The sequence below is a fragment of the uncultured Campylobacter sp. genome (genome assembly GCF_938015785.1).
Taxonomy (GTDB): domain Bacteria; phylum Campylobacterota; class Campylobacteria; order Campylobacterales; family Campylobacteraceae; genus Campylobacter_B.
This window is the reverse complement of the sequence record NZ_CALLWC010000037.1, coordinates 39,317-60,248: the sequence shown is the minus strand read 5'-3', so window position 1 is coordinate 60,248 and position 20,932 is coordinate 39,317. Positions and strand designations below refer to the sequence as shown.

Below are 20,932 nucleotides of genomic sequence, written 5' to 3'. Positions count from 1 at the left end.
AATGCGAAAGACTTGCACGCGGCATGTGGTTTTGAAAGCCGCACCGAATATAGCGCGCCAAATTAAAAAGCGAGGCAAGATGCCGCGAGCCGTGCATCGCTCGCGATAGACGTAATACTTAAAAGCGCGCAAAAAGCGAGGCAAATCCAAATTAGCCTCGCCGCTTTAGCTTGAAATTTAAGTCTACGCTTCTCAAACACCACACCCCAAAGCCCTACATACAAAATTTTAAAAATCTCCGCTACTACCACTGCACGTAGGTTCGCGCCTTTTTGATCTCGTCAAGTCGCACGCTTACCTCGCCGCCGTCCGTGCGTAGCCTAAGCACGCCGTCTTCGCAGTCTAGCACCTCGCCGCTTAGCTTCTGCCCGTCCGTGCAGCTTAGGCGCACCAGCTCGCCCACGGAGTTTGCGAAATGCTGCGGCTTGCTTAGCTTGCGCTCAAGCCCGGGCGAGCCGACCTCTAGCGTCCATTCGCCCTCAAGCGGCGGTTCCACGTCGAAAATCGGCGAAAGCAGCCGCGATAGCCGCTCGCAGTCATCCAGCCCCACGCCGCCCGCTTTCGTGATACTGATGCGATAGATCGTTCTGCCGTTTTCGCTCACCGTCTCCACGTCGTAAAGCTGCACGCCGCACTCGCGCGCCAAAGCCTCTAAATCAACCATTTTTGCGCAACTCCTCCTCTATTTTGTCGAAAAGATCGTCCATTTTGTTTTGATACTCCAAGCGGTCGTCGAATTTGAAGTGAAACGCGGGGCAGCGGTACCAGCCCTCCGCCTCGGCGCAGAAGTTTTGCAAATATCTCGCCACGCGGCCGAGCTTTTCGAGCACGAATTCCTGCTCGCGCTCGTCGAAGGCGTTTTTATCCAGATACACAAACGCGTCGTAGCGCCCGCGCTTGCACTCTACGTCGGTGACGCACAGCCCGCGCAAAAGCTCGTCCTCAAGGCTCGCGAGCGCTTCGGGAATGAGCTGCTTTAGCACGCTTTGCGTGCGAAGTCTTCTGAGTTCGGTCGGATTCATCTTTACCTCGCTATCTTAAATCGCCGCAGATTGCGCGGCGATGGAATTTTATTTCGCGTCTTGCAATGACGGAATTTTATTGCTTTGTCACAGCGGAGCGTCCGTCTCGCGGTGGCACTGAATTTTATTTCGCGTCCATCTTATGGCGATGCGGAATTCTATTTCACTTCAGCGCGGCGGCAACGCAGAATTTTATCTCGCTTCGACATGACGAAATATCCGCCCTGCGGCGACGCGGTCTGTTTAAATTTGACGCGGCTTGCGATGCGTCGGAACGTCTATTTAAATTCTAAGCGGTTTACTGCGCGCCGGTATTGCAAACGACGCCGCACTTTTTAAAATTTCGCTTTTAAATTTTAAAAAGCGTAAGTTCAGCTTTGAAATTTTACTTTTAAATTTTAGCCCGCGCTTTGCGCTTAAATTTTGAACGCAGATCGCACGAGAATTTCATGGCTCGCATACAAAAGCTCGTCGCATAGCCGCACCGCTACCGCAGCAATATTTCTGCGCTGAGGCGTAGTGCTATTCTGCGCCGCGCCCTGCTCGCCACGGCGCTATACCGCTTGCCGTCTTGGCGCCGCACAATTCCGCGCGCCGTTGCCGCCTCATTTTGCGCCACCTGCACCGCGCTATTCTCCGCGTTGCTGTTTTGTCACACACTGCACCGCTTTAGAATTTATCTTAAATTTTAAAAGCGCTTCGATACCGTGCGAAATCTAAATTTTGCCGCTTTAAAATTTTAACTTCGCGATTAAATTTAAAATTTAAATCGCGCAGAAAATCCGCAACCTGCAAGCAGCGTAAATTTAAAATTTGATCGCAAAGTCGCGTCGCAAAAAAGTCTAAACATTAAAATTTCAAAACTGGCGCTACGCGGCAGAGCCTCGCGCAAAAACCTACAAAATTTAAAGCCTTGCTCGCGCGCTCTACCATTAAATTTAAAAGGCGAAATTTCACACCCAAATTTTGCGAGCATAAAATTTCAAAGCGCGATCGAAGCTTAAAATTTAGCCGCAAGCCGTGCAAACAAAGCGAATGCCCGCGCGGAATTCCGCGAGCATTAGTCGATCGTAGCCTGCTCCTCTTTTTGCTTGTAGCTTTCGATAAAATCGCCCACGCGCATATCGTCGTAACCCTCGATACCTACGCCGCACTCGAAGCCTTTGGCGACTTCCTTAGCGTCGTCTTTGAAGCGCTTGAGCGAGCTGACGTTGCCCTCGAAAACGATGACGCCCTCTCTGATGACGCGGATCTTTGCGCCGCGAGCTATGAGCCCGTCGGTAACCATACAGCCCGCGATCTGCCCGATCTTAGGCACGTTGATAACCTGGCGGATCTCGGCTTGACCCAAGGCCTCCTCGCTGATGATCGGGCTCATAAGGCCGCTCAAAAGCGCCTTGATATCGTCGATGAGATTGTAGATGACGTTGTAGGTCTTAATCTGCGCGCCGCGCTCCTTGGCAAGCTCTTTGATCTCGCCTGTAGGACGGACGTTGAAGCCCAAGATCACGCAGTTTTCGCTAGCGCTTGCCAAGGCGATATCGTTTTGCGTGATACCGCCGATACCGCTGTGGATGATATCGACCTTGACCTCGTCGTTGCGGAGCTTCTCAAGGCTTGCTTTGATAGCTTCCAGCGAGCCCGCGACGTCGGCCTTGACAATCACCGGAAGGCTTTTTAGCGAGCCTTCGGCGATCTTGGCGCTTAGCTCGTCGATGGTGACCTTGGTCGATTTGCTAAGCTCTTTTTGGCGCTGATGCTCGTAAATTTTGCTCGCGTACTCGCGCGCTTCTTTATCACTTGAAACGCCGATCAGCGTCTCGCCCGCACCCGGAACCTCGCTAAGGCCTATGATGACGCCGCATTCGCCCGGTAAAATTTGCTTTAGCGCCCTGCCCTTATCGTCGCTAAGCGCGCGCACCTTGCCGTACGCGATGCCCGCTACGACGGTGTCTCCGACGCGTAGGGCGCCGTTTTGCACGATGACGGTGGCAACAGCACCGCGCCCTTTTTGAAGGGAGCTTTCGATGATGGTTGCCTTAGCTTGCTTGCTAGGATCGGCTTTGAGCTCCAAAAGATCAGCTTGCAAAAGCACGATCTCTAATAAATTTTCAATTCCCTCGCCCGTTTTTGCGGAGATCGGCACGAACTCGTAGCTGCCGCCCCACTCGGTAGGCATGATGTCAAGCTCTGCAAGCCCGGTTTTTACGAGATCGGGATTGGCATTAGGCTTGTCCATTTTATTTATCGCGATGATGATCGGCACGTTTGCCGCCTTGGCGTGCGCTATAGCCTCCTTAGTCTGAGGCTTAACGCCGTCGTCTGCGGCCACTACGATGATTACGATATCAGTAACCTCGGCTCCGCGCGCGCGCATCGAAGTAAAGGCCTCGTGACCCGGAGTGTCTATAAAGGTAATCTTTCTGCCGTTTTTCTCGACCATATACGCGCCTACGTGCTGCGTGATGCCGCCCGCTTCGCCGCTTGCTACGCGAGAGTTTCGGATGTAATCAAGCAGACTCGTTTTGCCGTGATCGACGTGTCCCATAATGGTGATGACGGGCGCTCTAGCGATTAAATTTTCTTCGCCTTCGCTGTCCTCGTAGGCCTTGATGTAATCAAACTCCTGCGCCTCATCGATGATATTTACCTCGATGCCGAATTCGCTTGCTAAAATTTCTATCGCGTCCTCGTCCAAAAAGTCGTTTTTCGTCGTCATCATTCCAAGCGCAAATAACTTGCCGATGATCTCGCTAGGCTGCTTTTTGATCTTATCGGCAAACTCATAGACGCGGATCTCTTTTGGGATATTTACAGAGCTTACGATTTCGCTACCCTGCTCGCGAGGGGCTTTTTTATGCTTTTTGCGACCGCCGCGACTTATGCCGCCCTCACTGCTGAAAATTTGATTCTGCGAGGCGCGATAAATATTAGGTTGGTTTTTACTTTTGGTGCGGTTTTCGGTCTGGATCGGTTTGACGGTGAAATCGGGCATTACCACGACGTCTTCATCCTCAATGACGATATCGGCCATCTCGTGATCTGGAATAATGTCGATTTTAAGGGCATCCTCTTTTTTAGCGGCGGGGGCTTTTTTCTTTTCGATCTTTTTCTTTTTCAAATTTAGTTCGGCGTTTGAAAAGATCGCCTCCAAGCTCGCGCTCATCTTTTCGCGCCTAGGCTCGATTCTTTCTTGCGTCGGAGTTTGAACTTCTTTCTTCTTTTTGACGATGACTAGACCGCGGCGCTTTTGCAAGCTCTCGCTAGCTATACTATCGCCGCTGTTTATCTGCACCGGAGCGGGCTTTGAAGCGGCGTTTTGCTTCTCCTCTTTATCCTGCGAGGCGGAGGAAATTTCTTCTTTTTGATTTTGAGATTTTTCGGTTTTCGCCTCGGGCTCTTGCGTCCGAGCTTTTTCATCGCTAGGTTCTTTAACGCTCTGCGCGGGCTCTTTGGATTCGGAAGCTTTTAAGCTTTCCGCCTTTTTAGGGCTCTCTTTTTTAGCGGTTTTTTTAGTTTCGCTCTGTTTTTTAGCGGGCTTATTCTCGTCCTCTTGCGCTTTTTCGGAGCTTTTCTTCGCGGGCTTTGACTTTTTCCCCGGCAAAATTCCCGTCTGGATATAATCGTAAATAGCGGCAGCTTCTTCCTCGCTTACTTTATTCGACGCGGTTTTTACCCTCTTAAAGCCCATCTCCTGCGCTTTTTCGATTATCTCTTTGCTTGCGTATCCAAGCTCGTCCGCGATATCTTTAATCAGAACACCCATTTAAAACCCTCTCCTTGATATGTCCCAAATCTGCGCTAGACGCAAATTTAGATAGATATTTTGAAATTTTCTCTTTTTGATTTATGCAACCGTCGCAAATATAAAATTGTCTGTTTGAGCTTATATTTTTAAAATTTTGCAAAAAGGCGTGGAGTTCGCGCTTGGCGAAGCGTCCCCTGCAAATAACGCACATCCTAATCGGTTCGCTCATGCGATTATATCTTTATTTTTCTTAGTCAATATTAAAGCCGCCGTTGTCGATATCTAAAATTTCGACGCGGAAGTTTTTAAAATTTTCGCTAAGGCAGGCCTTAAGCTTTGCGGCGTCGCTTTTATAAACCAAATTTAAAAAGCTTGAGCCGCTGCCCGAGAGCGAGCTCATAAGCGCGCCGTTATCATAGGCGATCTCGCGCAGCTTAAAAAGCTGCGGAAGCACGCCCATACGCACCTGCTCATGCATCTTATCGATACAGGCGTAGCGCAAGCTGTCGTAGTCACGCCGCATAAAGCAAGCGGTCAGAAACGCCGCGTGTGAGAGGTTGCTAACGCAATCTTTGATCGAAAAACTCTTAGGAAGCTTGCCGCGAGATTCGCTTGTAGACATCGGAGTATCGGGGATGACGACGACGGCTTGCAGGTCTTGCGAAATTTCGCATTTTTGCGTGCGAACCGTCTTGCCGTCCACGACGCTGCTAACAAAGCCGCCGAGCGTCGCGGGTGCGATATTATCGGGGTGATTTTCATATTCCAGCGCCGTGTTTAAAATTTTAGCGCGATCGATCTCAAAGCCGCAAACTTTATAAGCGCTTGCGATGGCGCCTACGATCACGGCCGAGCTACTGCCTAGCCCGCGCGAAAACGGGATGTTATTGTGAAAAGCAAATTTAAAATTTGCCTCTTGCCCGCCACCTAGTTTTCTGTAAATTTCATTGAAAATATTCAAAAAAGCGTTGCCCTTCTTAAGCCACGCTCTGTCGCTGCCCTCGCCGCTAAGCGATACGCAAAAAAACTTCTGCTCGGTAATCTCTACTTCGTTAAATAGCCCTAGGCTAAGGCCGAGCGCGTCGAAACCGGGGCCTAAATTTGCGCTCGTCGCAGGAATTCTTATAATCAAATTTTCTCCTAAACCGCTTCTATGATGTAATTTGGAAGTATATCATCGCTTTTATTTAAAACCGATAAATCCTGCGGCAAAGATAGCGCGGCGGGGGTGCATTTTTTCATCCTGATTTCGCCGCGCTCATAAACGTAGCTGAAGTTTTTATTTGCTCTGATCGGCCCGAAGCCGCTTAGCTCAAAGCCGCTGATCGCGCGCAGCGGCACATCAAGAGCGATGCTAAGCGTGCGCAATATTACGTAGCTTACCTTCATGCCCATAAAGCTACCGGGAGTATTTGCGTAGATAAGCTCTTTGATTTTATAAGTTTTTAGAATTTCGCTAAATTTGCAGATCAGAAATTTATCAGCCTTTTCACCTTCAGCGCTCGTAAATTCCGCTATCTTAGCGCCGTTTTCATACACACCGAGCAGGCATGGAGCGCTAAGAGCGGCAATTAGAATTTCAACCTCTTTGATTTTGCAGCCTTAAGCAAAGACTTTTTGATATTCGCGCACAACCTCGGCGGTAAGATCTACTAGCTCGAAATTTTTAGCATCGGCTAAAACTGATAAAGTTAGTTTATGATTTAGATCGTGGCTTCCCGCAAACGCTGTATAATCGCCCAAAATCGGAGCGCCCACCAGCGCAAGATCGCCGATCGCGTCTAAAATTTTATGGCGGACGAACTCGTTTTCAAAGCGCAAACCCTCGGGGTTTAAAATTTTATTTTCATCGATTACGACGGCGTTTTCTAAGCTGCCGCCTAGAGCTAGCCCCATGGAGCGTAGCGCCTGCACATCTTTCAAAAATCCAAACGTGCGTGCGCGCGAAATTTCTTTAACGTAGGATTTCTTGCTAAATTCAAAAACATAGTGCTGAGTGCCGATGAGCGGATGGCTAAATTTAATCGTATAATCAAATTTAGGGCTCTTGCTCGGGCTTAGTCGCACGAGCTTATCGCCCTCTCGAACCTCCACCGCTCGCTTGATGATAAGGGCTTTTTTATTTGCGTCAAGCTCTCTTACTCCCGCTTCGTCCAAAAGCATACAAAAGCTCGCGGAGCTTCCGTCCATCACAGGAATTTCATTAGCATCGACGATGATACGGATATTATCGATACCATAGGCATTAATGGCGCTCATTAGATGCTCTATTGTTGATATATAGCCCTTCTCATTTCCTACGACGGTCGCCATCTGCGTATTTATGACGTTTTTCGGCTCGGCTTTAAAACTAATGCCAAGATCACTTCTATAAAATACGATTCCACTGCCCGCCTCTAAAGGCTCTAACGTAAGTCTGATAGGCTCACCTTTGTGCAGCCCGATGCCGACGTTATGGACTTTCTTAGCTATCGTTGTCTGTCTCATTTCTATCCTCGTTTTCATTAACCCGCGCATTATAGCGAAAATTTTAAAATTTACTTACCTTTTTCTATTACTTTTTTGGACGATTCTAAGACGTCGGTAATGTTATCTTTCATCCACTTAGGATCCATCCACTCCTCGGGTCTTACGTCCACACCCTGAACTACGATGCCAAAATGCAGATGATCTCCGAAAGCAAAGCCGCTTGAGCCCGTCTGTGCTAGAATATCGCCCGGCTTTACGTCGCTGCCGACGCTTAACTGCGTCGCCGAGCAGTGTCCGTATATGCCGTATAATCCGAAGCCGTAGTAAATTCCTAAATTTAATCCGAAAATTCCGTTTTCCTGCGCGAAAACCACCTTGCCATAGTTGCTCTCTTTGATATCGGCGTTTGCAACGCTTGCTAGATCGAGCCCCATATGCCATGACTCGCTTACTTGTTCGTCGTTCATAAAAAATACCCGATGATCGGCAAAGCTTGCTACCGCTGCGCCTTTAGCAAGCGGATAAAAAGGCTTTAGCTCAAATCCATTTATTTTATCCTCGTGCACCGCGCTAGTAGCAGCGTGCAGATCATCTCCGTTTTTCTTACGCAGAGTCTCGTTTACGAACTTAAATTTCTCCAAATCGCTCATAGAGTTAAAATTCTGCGCGTATTGGCTAGCCAGATCGCTTACCTTACCGTTAATAAAACCCGGATTTAGCTTGATAGTAGAGACTTTATATTTTTTGTCCTGATAAAAATATTTGATCTGCGAAATGCTTTCGTTGCCTGCACGATCAGTGGCGACCGCTTCTGCGCGAAATTCCTCTAAATTTGCAGGCCACGCTACGAGAGATGCATAATAGCCCTCTTTTACAAAAGGAATCGCTTTAAAAATTTTGCCATAGTTGGTTTTGACATAGACTTCGCTTAGGCGCTCGTCTTTTGCCGAAAATACAACCACGGCGCTACCGCCTTTAGTGATTTTATAAGATTGATTGATGATATTTATGACGGGCTTTTTGTCGTCTATTATTATATTTGCCGTTTTTACGCTCTTATTTCCTTGCGCAAAATTCCACGAGCTAATGTCGTTTGCAAAAACCTCGAGCTTGTAGTTTTTATCTTTATTAAGCATCAAATTTTTAGGAAATTGCACGGCAAGCTCTAGCGTCGTTTGCGGAACGTTCAGCTCCTCATTTAGTAGTGGTATCGTGCTGGCTCCGTCATTTAAGTTAACGCGAACGAGCTTAATGCCGGTATCGTCTGAAATTTTAATCTTTAAAGGCGAGGTTAAATTCCAATAAATTTCATTTTCCAGCGCAATTTGCGGAGGATTTTTTTCAAATTTCGGCGAGGTAAAAATTCTAAAGATTCCATAAACTAAAGCGCATATTATAATAAGAAATATTAAAATTTTAAGCTTCGTTCCATTGCCATTTCTACGCATAAAAGAGCCTTTGATATGATTTTAGAGCACGATTTTACAAGCTTAACTTAAATTATCAGTAAAGCGAGGCGAAATTTAACGCAAATGTCTAGCAATTTATGAGGCGAATTTCAGATTTTAAATTCTAGCAATTTTATAATCTCAAAATTTATGAGCTTTAAAATTCAGTGGCGCGCTAAATCCTATGCAGTGAAATTCCGCACGCAATAAAGCGGCGTTTATCGTCTATATCGTAATCTTTAAATTTCAATATTAGAATTTCTTTAAATAAAGTATGCAAATGGCTTGTATTGATTTTTTAGAACTCTTGTACTTAAAATTTTACATACGAATGAAATTTTAAACTATCTTGATAACTAAAATTCTAAAAAATTCAAAGCAAGTTGTGCGTTTAAATTTCATCCTAAGCCGAGCGGAATTCCAATTAAAATTTAGCTCAAACCGCCTAAAATAATTCGGCTACAAATTAGCGCGACACGAAAGGCTAGAATCGCGAGCGTCATTAAATTTAAGGCGTGCGGTAGAAAATTCTACGCACGCCACAGCGTTCGCAAGTCGTCGCGTTTAATTAAATCTAGCGCCGATGCTAAATTCGAAGCTATTTGTATCGTCGTGCGGTTTTTTATTAAGTGGCTTGACGAAGTATAGCTGCAAAGGCCCCATCGGCGTCATCCACTCGATACCAGCACCCGTGCTGTAGCGCTCCTCCTCGTTCCAGTCATGATCGCCGATCATTCCGTAGTCAAAAAACGTTACAAAGCGCATTTTAAGCCTATCAACTACCGGAAAGCTTAGCTCAAAGGAGTTATTGAAGCTCTGCATACCGCCCGTTTCGATATAGCGGCAATTATTTGCATTTAAGCAGATCTCTTTTTTCGGGATACTGCGACCTTCATAGCCTCTAATGCTTTTCATTCCGCCCAGGAATAGTTTTTCATTGATAGGAATCTTTTTATTACCTTCCCACATATAGCCCGTTGCAGCTTTGTATCTAAAGATAATGTCGTGATCGATATAATCTCGCAAGCCAAAATAGTAGTTAAACGATCCTCGCGCCTTGGTGTAGTCCATATCGCCGCCAAGACCCGCGTATTCCAAGCTAGCACTTGCGATCATACCGCTTCTTGGCAAGTAATAATCATCGGTGCTGTTGTATGTAATAGACGGGATAATCGAGCTTTTTAAATTCTTGCCATCTAAATAGCCCGCTTTGGCGTAATATTCGTTTAAGCCCTTAATCTCGCTCTTTTCGAGATAATATGTAAGGCTTACATCGGTATTGCGCCCGATCTTGCGACCGCCCGTGATTGAAAATCCGTAAGATTTCTCATCGTAGTCGTCCCAGTCGTAATCGTTGGCAAAGATCGATCCGCCCAAGCTATACTCAGAATCAAACACTCTAGGATTGGTTAAACTCAAACGCCCACTTAGCTGATCGTCGCTCTTTTCGACCGAAAATGCGCCGTGAAGGCCGGTGCCGAATACGTTACGATCACTGATACCGCCGCTAAGTAAAATTCCATCCTCGCTGCCATATCCGATACCACCCGTGATAGAGCCTGTAGGAGCTTCTTTGACTGCGACTTCAAGATCGATCTGATCGTCAGAAACGCGGTTTTCTTTAATCTCCACCTCATCGAAATACCCCGTGCGTTTTAAAGAATTTAATGAATCGTTGTAGTCGGTTTTGCTATATAAATTTCCCTCGGTCAGATACATCTCGCGGCGAATGACCTTATCCTCGGTCTTATCGTTACCCGAGATCGTTACGTTTCTAATATAGACTTTATCCTCAGGGATGACTTGATACGTGATAGCGACCGTGCGAGCTTCTTTGTCCTGCTTAGTCTTAGGCACGATACGCACATAGGCATATCCCTGATCCGCGACTAAAGTCTCTAGTGTATTCATATCGCGGCGCAAACGCTCGGAATTCATTGTATCGCCCTTTTGAAGCTTGAAATCGTCCAAAACTTTTTCTTTATCAATCTTGATTATATCTGCAGGATACTCGATATCTACAGAGCTTACGGTGTATTGCTCGCCCTCGCTGATATAGTAGGTAAGATCAGCAGTGTAATTATCCATATCGGCATTAAGTAGCGGCGCCGAAACCTGCGCGTCTAAGTAGCCTTTTTTATAATATTCTTCTTGAATTCTATTTGCGTCGTTAGGAAGCTCGGCGGTTTTTACCTTGCCATCGTTAAAGCCCCACATCCAGCCCAGCATCTCGCGTTCTTTATTGGCAACGGATGGCTCTATATCGTCATAGTCTAGCTTGTCCGCGCCTACTAAATTTACCTTATCGATGATGATATTTTCGCCGCGATTTACCTCGATCGTTAGCAAGATGACCGATTTATCGTCGTTGATCGGCTTTGGATAAAATTCCACCACGGTGTCAAAAAAGCCCTTGACTTCGTAGTATTGCTTGATGCGGGTCTCCGCTTTTTTAGCAGCCACCTCATCGTAAACCTGACCCGGACGCAAGCCGATGAGCTCATTGATCTTATCGCGGTCGTTGGTAACTACGTTTTTGATCTCGACCTTGGCGATGGTCGGTTTTTCGGTTACGTTGATAGTGACCGCGCCGCCTTGTTCGCTGATATAAACGTCGCTGAAATAGCCCTGCTCAAATAGCTTCGAGATCGCAGCATTGGTGTTTTCGCCGTTAAGCTCATCGCCTACTTTAAGTCCTGAAATTTGCTGTGCGACCTGTGGAGAAAGATGTCTAAGACCTTCAAATTTAATGGATTTGATCTGTGCGGCGCACGTCACGGAAATCCCGCCTACTAAGAGTAAAAAAACGCTTTTTTTCATAAAATTTTACCTAAAAACGAAAATAATTTGCGTATAATACCACATTAAAATTAAAACTTGCATATATCAAAAAGGAATTTTATGAAGATAGGAATTATCGGTCTGGGTCTCATCGGCGGCTCGCTGGGGCTATGTCTAAAAAGCACCAAAATAATTAGCGCCGTCTATGGCTGCGACATCAGCCGCGAAAATGAAAAAGAAGCTCTGCGACTCGGGCTCGTGCATGAAATTTTAAGCCTGGAGCAGATGAAGCAAAGCTGCGACGCGATCTTTCTCGCGATCCCCGTGGAGGCAATTATTGAGACGTTGCAAAAACTAAGCGACTGCAGAAGCGAGACGACAATCATCGATCTGGGAAGCACGAAATTTAAAATTTTGCAAAACTGCCCTCCGCAGATCAGACGAAATTTCATCGCAGCTCACCCAATGGCTGGTACCGAAAACTCCGGCCCGCAAGCGGCATTTAAAGAGCTTTTAAACGGCGCAGTAGTCGTTATCTGCGACGATCACGGCGCGGATGAAGTGCATATCAAACGAGCGGTCGAAATTTTTTCATTTGCAGGGATGAAGATCGTATTTATGGACGCAAAAAGCCACGATCACCACGTAGCGCTCATCTCGCACCTGCCGCATGCAATCAGCTACTCGCTCGTAAACAGCGTACTAAAAGAGGAAAATCGCCGCAACATCATAAATTTAGCCGGCGGTAGCTTTTCGGGCATGAGCCGTATCGCCAAGAGCTCGCCGCAGATGTGGGTCGATATTTTCAAGCAAAACCGCACAAACCTCCTAGGCGCGATCGACGCTTTTAAAAACGAACTTGAAATTTGCGTACAGATGATTGAGGGCGAGCGCTGGGACGAGCTTGAGGCGTGGATGTATGAAGCGCGCAAGCTAAGGGATATTATTTAAAATTTCAGCGCGACCTGACTGCGCGACGGACGCTGCAAGAGTACGCCTTTAAATTCTAAAAATTTCGCCTTCAAACAGCCCGAGTAAATTTAAATTTTAATACGTGCGAGCCCGGATACAAACTTAAAAATCTATGCACTCCTGCGTGAAAATTTTCTTTGAGGGAAACTCCAACGCGCAAAGCCTCGCCTTCTCGCCCCAGTGCTTTTTATAAACACAGCCCAGATCGATATTTGCGCTAAATTCCGTAATGACGGGCTTTTTCACCGGCGTGTGCCCGTAGACGTTAAAAATTCCATCATTTGCGCTATCGTCTCCGCGCCCGCTTAGCACGTGAGCTGCGAAGCTTTTCGCGCGCTCTGCATCGTGCCTGATCCCCCACGCGCGACCCACTGCAGAGTGCGATACGACGAGCGCGCGACCGCTTTCATCGCGCAAATCATACTCGAGGTAAATCGGCAGCCGCGAGATAAATCGCAGATGCTCCTTGCATTGCTTCACGCCTCCGTGACGATAATACGACGCTAGCGTCGCTTTACCGCCGTTATTAAACAGCCAGCTTTCGTCCAGGCTAAAAAATGCGTAAGGGTCGTTTGAACTCGTAAATTTGCCGGTTTTTGCACACGTTAGGGCGGTTTTTGCGTTGCTTACAAAGCGCCTTTCGTGATTGCCCATCACTGCGTCATATCCGCGAGCGCGCACAAATTCAACTACATCCGAGCTCGCAGGACCTCGGTCGATCAGATCGCCCACGAAGCAAATTTTACTATCAAATTTACGCGGAAGCTGCTCTATCAAAGCTAAAAGCGACTTGTAGCAGCCGTGCACATCGCCTATGATGTAGATATTTTGCATAATTTCTCCTTAAATTTTAACGCCCTCGCCTTTTAACGCGCGGGCTGTGATTATAGGCGGCAGGCGAGAATTTCGCGGCAGAGCTCTGCGCTAAATTTTAAAATTTCGCGCGCTAGGACTTGGACGGATAAATCTGCTTTAGGACCTCGGCTACGACGATCATAAAAAGAACGATAAATATTAATGCGCTAAGTAATGAGGAATAAAACGTGGCAAGATGCAAATCTGAAACAATCAGCGCTACAATCACCATCCCTAAAAATGGCGATAGTATCCAAACCGCTGCTGTAGGCAAAAATAAATTTACGAAAAAATCCGTGAGCTTACCAAAATCCTTTAGCTTTGCGGCAAGTATCGCGCAAATCCCGCAGGAAAATATCCACAAAAATAGGAAATATGCGAATTTGTTCTGCAGCCATTCTAGAGGGTCGTCAAACCGGACGCTAGACGTGTCAAAAATCTGCCCTGTCAAAAAACCCATCAAACTTGAAATGCACATCAAGCAAAAACCCATCGAAAACGCGCAGGCTATAATTTTTAAAATAATCATCAGAGTTCCTAAAATTCTAAATTTAACTAAAAAATTCCTCGATCAGCCGCGCCATCTCACTATCGGCGGCGACGTGATTGATCTGCTCGCGAAAGCTCGCGGCATTTTCGCGCCCTTTGGAGTATTCGTGCAGATGCTTGCGAAATATCGCTACGCCGTGGCTACCGTAATGGCTTAGCATTTGAGCGAAATGATAGAGCACGACTTCCCTTTTTAGCGCGTCGCTTGCGCGTTCGCCCGTTTTGATCTCGCGAAAGATCCAGGGTCTGCCGATTACCGCGCGACCGATCATCAGCGCGTCTGCGCCGCTAAGATCTCGCACCGCAGGCGCATTGGCGGAGTTTATGTCGCCGTTTGCGATCACGGGGATTTGCAGCGCGCGTTTGGCTCTCGCAATCGCGCCGTAATCCACTGCCGCGCTGTATCCGCCCGCTCTGGTGCGGCCGTGAATCGCGATAAAATCGGCTCCTGCGCCTTGTGCGGCGCGAGCGATATTTTCGATATCCACGGCGCCGAAGCCCAGCCGCACTTTCGCGCTCGTAAATTTTTTATTCGAATACTTTTTGATAGTCCCAACCAGGCGCGATAGGCGGGGCAGATCAATCAGCAGTGCCGAGCCGGCGCCCTGTTTTACGACTTTGGGAACGGGGCAGCCACAGTTTAGATCGATGCCGTCGATGCCATCAAATTTGTTGATGAGCAAAACCGCCTTTTTGATAATTTCAGCGTCGCTACCCGCAATCTGCACGAAAAAAGGGGTTTCGGCGGCGTTTTTTTCGAGCATCTTTAGCGTCTTTTCGCCCTCGAAAACAAGGGCGTTTGCGCTTATCATCTCGCTTACGGTCGCGTCGCAGCCGAATTTTTTCACTACGCCCCGCAGCGGTGGATCTGAAAAGCCCGCCAAAGGCGCCAAAAATAAAGGGCCCCTTTTAAAAAAATCTTTCGTCATTTTAAATTTCTCATTTTGATTTCGTTTGAATTTAAACCTTTAAATTTAATACCGCAACGCTTGCAGCGGCTTCTACAACGAGCTTTAAAATTTTAAATTTCATAGGCTACGTATTCGCATTTAGGCGCGAATTTTATTTTTAAGCTTAGCTAATTTGAGTGGTGGCAAAACGGCAGCAAGGATGATCGCCACTAAATTTTATTTGCACGGCAAACCCAGCAAGTAGCTTGCAAAACGCCGCACGGATTTTAAAATTTCAGCACTTTATTTGGCTAGCAAGTCTTGCGCTTTATGTTTAAATTCTAAATTTCATAGCATAAATGCAAAACCCGTTTACACGCGCACTACGCAAACAAATCTTTTAAATTTTACCGCTTACGCGCATTGATTTTTCGATAAATTTTGAAATTTAAAATTTGCGCGAGTTAGAATTTTACCCGCACTTTAAATTTTATCGCGCAGGCTGTGTTTAATAGCCGCAAAGAGCGTAAAAGCAGTCTCTCTTACCCGCATAAAACGAACTCATAAAATTACCGAGCTAAAATAACAGCGACGCAGGGACGTTTTTGCCGTTGTCGCGCAAAAATAGCAGAATTTTAAACTTCTCAAACTCGTCGCCGTCGGCAAGACTTAGCTGCTCTCTAAACTCGTCGATCATGCCAAGCTCATATAGCGCGTACAGATATGCCTCGGTCGCTTCTTGATTCTCGTTTTTGAGCCGCTCGAAAAAGGCTTTGTATTGCTCTGGAGCAAGATGATTTTTTAGCTTTTTGGCAAAGCCGATAAAATCCTGCTCGCTAAATTCTTCATTATTTACGAGATCGAAAAGCTCCTCGCTGCTGATCTCAAAGCTCGTGTCATTTACCGCGCGATTCACTAAAATAGTTACCTCGGCTATATCTTGAGGAATTTTATAGGCCTTGATCTTATCGTAGCTTCCTTTGGCAAGCGCTACGGCATAGGCTTTTTTAGTGATATTTTCGCTATAAACTCCCTTAGTTTTTAAAATTTCATATGCATACGCAGGCTCGGCGTCGAGGCGATTGAGCTCGTTTTGTAAAAATAGTCCGTTATCTTTAGGAAGTTTATATTTTCGCAAATCCGCCACTTCGCCGTTTTTAACCTTCTCAATAACACCTATGACCTCCTTTAGATCCTCATTTTTGACATCTATGCCGGTGCTATTGTACCACGGAGATAAAATTTTAGTAAGCTCGCTCGGGTCTTTAAAATACTCGGTTTTAAAGTCTTTATTGGTATCAAGACCCAGCAAAACCTCTTTACTCATCGCATCGTATGCGCTTAGATCCTTTGCGATCGCCCTTTTTGTGCGGTAAAAAGCAAAGCTATGAAAAACGATATGAAAAATTGCCAAAATCATATATAAAATTAACGGCAGTACGATCCATACTGCCACAGGAAGCGTAAACGTAAAACCGAAAAGCCCCAGCGTATAGCTACTGCTTTGCTGCGTAAAAACTAAAATCGCGACGATTGCGATATAGATGATCGAATATAAAAAGAATTGCTTGGTTTTCATAGCTAACTCCTATTTTGCTTTTCCGCCTGTTCCTTGCACGAAATGCACAATCTCGCCTCCGGATTTACCTTAAGACGCTCTAAGCTTATCTGCTCGCCGCAGCTCTCGCAAAGCCCATAAGTGCCGTTTTCGATGCGCTTAAGCGCGCTTTCGATCTCTAAAAACGCCTTTTGTTGATTAACATTTAGCGAGTATTCGATACTAAGATCAGTATTCATGCTCGCTACGTCAAAATCATCCGCAGCTTTATTTTCGCGCAATTCCGAAATTTCATTTACAGAGCTATTAATATTGGCGATGAGTTGCTCTCTTTTTTCTTCTAAAATTTTCTTGTAAAATTTCAACTCGTTTTTCTTCATTACTTCCCTTTATTTGTGATATGGATGGTTTGCGTTAATGCACAATGCACGAAAAATTTGCTCAAAGAGCAAAAGTTTAGCGATTTTATGCGCTAACGTAAGCCTGCTAAGACTGATTATTTTATCGGCTTTTGCCTTAAAGTTTTCGCTAAGCCCAAAAGCGCCGCCGATAAAAAACGATACGGCGCTTTTGTCCTTTAGCATACTCGCAAATTCCACACTATCTAGCTCCTGCCCGCGCTCATCCAAAGCTACGACGTATCCGCTAAGGCGCGGTAGATAAGCTTCATCATACGCCTTAAGCGCTAGCTCAGCAGATGTGCTTTGTGCGCGAGCGATATTAGCGTTAAAAAATATATCATCTCGCACCGCGGCAAATTTAGCCGCCATTTTTTTATAATCACTTATCGCGCCTGCGAACTCGTCCGTGCCCTTTTGGATGGAATTTACCGTTATCTGCACTACTCTTCGCTTCCCTCTTCGTGCAGCGACTTATCGCTCGTGTCATCGATCTGCACGGCGTTTTTGCTAAGCACGTTGATTATATCGCTTAAATACTGCCTCATCTCGGCTCTAGGCACGATCGCATCAATTAATCCATGCTCGAGCAGAAATTCCGATCTCTGAAAGCCCTCGGGCAAATCTGCGCCTATAGTTTGCTTGATGACGCGCTGCCCGGCAAAGCCGATGAGAGCGCCGGGCTCTGCGATGATGATATCTCCCAGCCATGCAAACGACGCGCTTACGCCGCCCATCGTAGGATCGGTAAGAACGGAGATGAAAGGAATTTTATGCTCGGATAAAATTTTAAGCGCGGCGGAAGTTTTGCTCATTTGCATCAGCGAAAAGGTGCTTTCCTGCATCCTTGCGCCGCCGCTTGCGCTTACGATGATTAGCGGCTCGTTTTTATCGAGGCTGCGCTTTACGGCACGCACGATCTTTTCGCCCTCCACGGAACCCAGGCTTCCGCCCATGAAGTTAAAATCAAACACCACGAGCTGAATTTTTTGGCGACTTATGGCGCCCTCGCCCGCGATCACTGCGCTAAGCCTGCCCGTTTTTTCTTTGCTCTCGGAGATGCGCTTTTTGTAAGATTTTTTATCGACGAATTTTAGCGGATCGACGGGCTGCAAATTTTTATCGAACTCCACGAACGAGCCCTCGTCGCAGATCAGATCGATGCGAGCCTGCGCGTCAAAACGAAGGTGATAGTTACACTTGGGGCAAACGCTATGATTTTGCTCGACCTCTTTGCTATACATCAGCGCGCCGCATCCTGGGCACTTGATCCAATGCGTAGGCGCTTCGCTCGGTGCGGGACGGGCTCTACGTATTTTTGAAAATAGATCTCCAAAATTCATATGATTTCCTTTAAATTCTATGAAATGAAACTTCTGATTATAACCTAAAATTCTTTATTTAAATTTATATGTGAATTTCGCTAAAATAGGAAAATGCAAGGATTTATATTAAAAACGACCAAAGTTAGGGATGAGGACTGCATCGTAGACGTGCTAAGCGAAAGTGCGCTCGTGCGTGCGTATCGCTTTTACGGCGCGCGCCATTCAAACATCATCCAGGGCTATAAAATCGACTTCGAACTCTCGCAAAATCAAAACTTCCTCCCTCGTCTTAGCGGCGTGATGCATCTGGGATACGCGTGGCTCGGAAACCGCGAGAAGCTCTTGTTTTGGCAGCAATTTATGCGGCTTTTACACGCGCATCTAAAAGATGCCGAGCATCTGGATAAATTCTATTACGAGCTGCTAAACCGAGCCGCTGTGCGCTTTGGCAAACAAAATCCGCGCCGCATAATCGTAGAAAGCTACGCCGAAATTTTAAAATTTGAGGGGCGGTTGCACGACGAGCCATATTGTTTTTTATGCGACGAAGAAATTTTAGAAAATATCGCGCTATGCCGCGGCTTTTTGCCCGCGCACGAGCATTGCGCGCAAAGAGCGAGCTTTGCGCAGGATGAAATTTTAGAATTTTTACAAAGCAAAAAGACGCTAAATTTAAACGACGAAACAGTCGAGAGGCTCTATGATATAACACTTGAGGGGCTTTGATCTGTAACGCACTTGATGAAGACGTGAAATTTCAAAACTCAAGCTAAATTTTAAAATTTCGTAGAATTTCAAAATTTCATAAACGGGCGGTTTTGTACTTTATCTGCCTTTTCTCGCGCAAAGCCAAACAATCGCATTGCGCGGGGTTTGCATTAAATTTTAACTGGACTAGCTAAAAAGCTTTTTCATCGCCTTAAAAAACATTGCGGTGAGCGGATTTGATTTGCCTGAGACCTTTGCGATCCAGCTCTCATAGGTCTCGCCTTTGCTTTTTAAAAAGTCCACGAGCGCCTTTTGGCTAGCCTGCATACCGCCGTTTCTTTCAGCATCCAGCAACGCCCTATAAATTGGCTCTATAGTTTCAATCGCGGATCTTGGTGGAGCCTTGCGAAATGCCGTGTATTCGGTGATCTGCCCTGTTACAGGGTCTTTTTTAGAAGTAAATTCCGTAATGACCCAATAAAAGCGCCCGTCTTTGGCTAAATTTTTAACCACGGCGGTAAAATCCTTGCCTTGTTGTATCGTATCCCACATGAGCTTAAACGCTATGCGCGGCATGTCTGGATGTCGTATGATGTTATGCGGCTGCCCCAAAAGCTCAAGCTCACTATAGCCACAAATCATACAAAAATACGGATTTGCAAACGTGATAATGCCCTTCGGATCGGTTTTGGAAACTATATAGCGCTTCTCATCGAGTTTGATTTCCTGATTAATCGGAGTCGGTCTTTGCATTTTTAATCCTTTGCTTAAAAATTTATTGCAGAGTATATAAAATTTTTCTTTTCAGAAATATTAAATTTTCGTTAAATTTTTATAAATGTTAAATCTTTAAGTGAATTTTTAAAATTTAATGTATAATCTCAAATCAAAATTTCAAAAGGCAGCGCGTTGAAAAATCCCTTCCTATCGCTTAAATACTCAAATTTTAGAATTTATTGGATCGGGATGAACCTCTCGCTGATCGGTTCTTGGATGCAAAGCGTCGCGCTGCCGTGGCTAGTGCTAAGCATAACCGCAGATGCTTTTAAGGTCAGCCTCGTAGCTGCGGCGAGGTTCTTGCCCGCGCTACTTTTCACGCCGTTTTCCGGTGTACTGCTAGATAAGTTTAATCGCAAAAAGATCCTTCTACTTGCTCAAATAGGCATGGCGGTGACTGCCTCAATTTTCGCGGTTATGAGCTTTTGCGAGCTATATTCTTTCGGCAAAATTTTATTTTGCGCTTTTGCAAGCGGCATCTTTACCAGCATGGATGCCCCGAGCCGTCAGTCGATGGTAAAAGACCTCATCGACTCGCCCCGCGATCTAGCCAACGCCATAGCGTTAAATTCTATGTCCTTCAACGTCGCTCGTATCGCAGGGCCCGCACTTGCAGGGATCGTGATGGCGCTGTGGGGCGTGGGCTTTTGCTTTTTATTCAATGCACTTAGCTTTTTAGGCATCATCGTTTCGCTGTTTTTCATAAAAATTCCGCCATCCGTTACTACGCTATCTAGCAGAAGCGGAGGCGTTTTTGCCTCGATCGGTGCTGGAATTTCGTATGTATCGCACAAAAAAATTCTAAGCGAGCTAATGATAATAGTGCTTATCGTAGCGACGCTGGTGCCAAATTATAATGTAACGATCTCGGCACTTGTTAAGCTTAGCCTAGACGCGGATGAGCGAAGCTTTGGATATTTGATGTCGGCTCTAGGCGTGGGAGCCTTTTGCGGCGCGCTTTTCGTAGCAGTTTTTGATAAACTTGGCATCCGCAAAATCAGATCGTGCGCGATCGCTATGGGAGTGAGCTTAGCTCTTACTGGGGCTGCAAATTCCTTCGCATGGGCTGCGGCAGGGCTTGCCGTAACTGGATTTCTTTTCGTAATCACAAACTCAAGCATCAACTCCACCGTGCAAATGCACGTAAGCAACGAATTCCGCGGGCGCGTACTTAGCTTATACGCGCTATTTTTAATAGGTAGTACGCCATTTGGAGCGCTCATATCGGGCTTTTTTACCGAGTTATTAGGCGCTCGCGTAGCCCTTGCAATCTGCGGTGCAATTAGCATTTTGCTACTGCTGGCGCTATTTTACGGCTTTAGAATACGGCGCAGGATGCATTTTATCTTTCGAGATAAAGTCTAAGCCAAAAGCTGCATTATCAAAATTAACCTTATTTTTACGATGAAGCCTTAGAATTCCTACCGAAATT

20 protein-coding genes are annotated in these 20,932 nt (G+C 46.1%); 3 read left to right on the top strand and 17 right to left on the bottom strand.

What is annotated here, in order from left to right; all coding sequences use genetic code 11:
* Nucleotides 1–244: 244 nt before the first annotated feature.
* The 9 genes from rimP to bamA form a co-directional block, all read right to left on the bottom strand.
* Entirely contained in the window at nt 245–664 is a 420-nt protein-coding gene (gene rimP, locus Q0393_RS05590; protein WP_298978554.1) for a ribosome maturation factor RimP, read from the bottom strand.
* On the bottom strand, nt 657–1,022 hold the full coding sequence (gene rbfA, locus Q0393_RS05585; RefSeq protein WP_005872391.1) for a 30S ribosome-binding factor RbfA: 366 nt from the start codon (nt 1,020–1,022) through the stop codon (nt 657–659). Before rbfA ends, rimP begins: the two co-directional genes overlap by 8 nt.
* 1,060 nt (nt 1,023–2,082) lie before the next feature.
* Nucleotides 2,083–4,788 (bottom strand): translation initiation factor IF-2, encoded by a 2,706-nt coding sequence (gene infB, locus Q0393_RS05580; protein WP_298978551.1) that lies wholly within the window; start codon nt 4,786–4,788, stop codon nt 2,083–2,085.
* Entirely contained in the window at nt 4,772–4,999 is a 228-nt protein-coding gene (locus tag Q0393_RS05575; protein ID WP_297882510.1) for a hypothetical protein, read from the bottom strand. Before Q0393_RS05575 ends, infB begins: the two co-directional genes overlap by 17 nt.
* A 21-nt stretch (nt 5,000–5,020) precedes the next feature.
* Nucleotides 5,021–5,902: a homoserine kinase gene (gene thrB / locus Q0393_RS05570; RefSeq protein ID WP_298978548.1), complete on the bottom strand. Its 882-nt coding sequence runs from the start codon at nt 5,900–5,902 to the stop codon at nt 5,021–5,023.
* A gap of 8 nt (nt 5,903–5,910) precedes the next feature.
* Nucleotides 5,911–6,309 (bottom strand): glycoprotease, encoded by a 399-nt coding sequence (locus Q0393_RS05565; RefSeq protein ID WP_298978547.1) that lies wholly within the window; start codon nt 6,307–6,309, stop codon nt 5,911–5,913.
* Between the two features lie 63 nt (nt 6,310–6,372).
* A complete protein-coding gene (lpxC, locus tag Q0393_RS05560; protein ID WP_298978545.1) occupies nt 6,373–7,257 on the bottom strand; it encodes a UDP-3-O-acyl-N-acetylglucosamine deacetylase in 885 nt (294 codons plus the stop codon).
* Nucleotides 7,258–7,307: 50 nt separating this feature from the next.
* Complete coding sequence (locus tag Q0393_RS05555; RefSeq protein WP_298978543.1) at nt 7,308–8,687, bottom strand: M23 family metallopeptidase; 1,380 nt, start codon at nt 8,685–8,687, stop codon at nt 7,308–7,310.
* A 564-nt stretch (nt 8,688–9,251) separates the two neighbouring features.
* Nucleotides 9,252–11,507, bottom strand: a complete 2,256-nt coding sequence (bamA, locus tag Q0393_RS05550) for an outer membrane protein assembly factor BamA (protein WP_298978540.1) — start codon at nt 11,505–11,507, stop codon at nt 9,252–9,254.
* Between the two features lie 81 nt (nt 11,508–11,588).
* Between bamA and Q0393_RS05545 the strand changes: the two genes are divergently transcribed.
* Entirely contained in the window at nt 11,589–12,419 is an 831-nt protein-coding gene (locus tag Q0393_RS05545; protein WP_298061050.1) for a prephenate dehydrogenase, read from the top strand.
* A gap of 123 nt (nt 12,420–12,542) precedes the next feature.
* Here Q0393_RS05545 and Q0393_RS05540 read toward each other — a convergent pair whose 3' ends face one another.
* The 7 genes from Q0393_RS05540 to accD all read right to left on the bottom strand — a co-directional run bounded on the left by Q0393_RS05540 (nt 12,543) and on the right by accD (nt 18,033).
* Entirely contained in the window at nt 12,543–13,274 is a 732-nt protein-coding gene (locus tag Q0393_RS05540) for a metallophosphoesterase (protein WP_298978538.1), read from the bottom strand.
* Between the two features lie 112 nt (nt 13,275–13,386).
* The gene (locus tag Q0393_RS05535; RefSeq protein ID WP_298978536.1) at nt 13,387–13,824 is read right to left on the bottom strand and encodes a hypothetical protein; all 438 of its coding nucleotides are present in this window, start codon (nt 13,822–13,824) and stop codon (nt 13,387–13,389) included.
* Nucleotides 13,825–13,846: 22 nt separating this feature from the next.
* Nucleotides 13,847–14,773, bottom strand: coding sequence for a tRNA-dihydrouridine synthase (locus Q0393_RS05530; protein WP_298978534.1), 927 nt, complete (start codon nt 14,771–14,773; stop codon nt 13,847–13,849).
* 538 nt (nt 14,774–15,311) lie between these two features.
* Complete coding sequence (locus Q0393_RS05525) at nt 15,312–16,313, bottom strand: LapA family protein (protein ID WP_298978531.1); 1,002 nt, start codon at nt 16,311–16,313, stop codon at nt 15,312–15,314.
* A gap of 2 nt (nt 16,314–16,315) precedes the next feature.
* Nucleotides 16,316–16,672 carry an RNA polymerase-binding protein DksA gene (dksA, locus tag Q0393_RS05520; RefSeq protein ID WP_005872423.1) on the bottom strand — a complete coding sequence of 119 codons (357 nt, stop codon included), beginning with the start codon at nt 16,670–16,672 and terminating at the stop codon, nt 16,316–16,318.
* A gap of 9 nt (nt 16,673–16,681) precedes the next feature.
* On the bottom strand, nt 16,682–17,134 hold the full coding sequence (locus tag Q0393_RS05515) for a 23S rRNA (pseudouridine(1915)-N(3))-methyltransferase RlmH (RefSeq protein WP_298978530.1): 453 nt from the start codon (nt 17,132–17,134) through the stop codon (nt 16,682–16,684).
* A complete protein-coding gene (accD, locus tag Q0393_RS05510) occupies nt 17,134–18,033 on the bottom strand; it encodes an acetyl-CoA carboxylase, carboxyltransferase subunit beta (RefSeq protein ID WP_298978527.1) in 900 nt (299 codons plus the stop codon). Before accD ends, Q0393_RS05515 begins: the two co-directional genes overlap by 1 nt.
* A 93-nt stretch (nt 18,034–18,126) precedes the next feature.
* Here accD and recO point away from each other — a divergent pair, with 93 nt between their 5' ends.
* Entirely contained in the window at nt 18,127–18,741 is a 615-nt protein-coding gene (recO, locus tag Q0393_RS05505) for a recombination protein RecO (RefSeq protein ID WP_298978525.1), read from the top strand.
* A gap of 168 nt (nt 18,742–18,909) precedes the next feature.
* On the opposite strand, the gene Q0393_RS05500 is transcribed toward recO, so the two are convergent.
* Complete coding sequence (locus Q0393_RS05500; RefSeq protein WP_005870765.1) at nt 18,910–19,476, bottom strand: PAS domain-containing protein; 567 nt, start codon at nt 19,474–19,476, stop codon at nt 18,910–18,912.
* A gap of 156 nt (nt 19,477–19,632) precedes the next feature.
* On the opposite strand from Q0393_RS05500, the gene Q0393_RS05495 reads away from it, so the two are divergent.
* Nucleotides 19,633–20,865: an MFS transporter gene (locus Q0393_RS05495; protein ID WP_298978523.1), complete on the top strand. Its 1,233-nt coding sequence runs from the start codon at nt 19,633–19,635 to the stop codon at nt 20,863–20,865.
* The last annotated feature ends 67 nt before the right edge of the window (nt 20,866–20,932 follow it).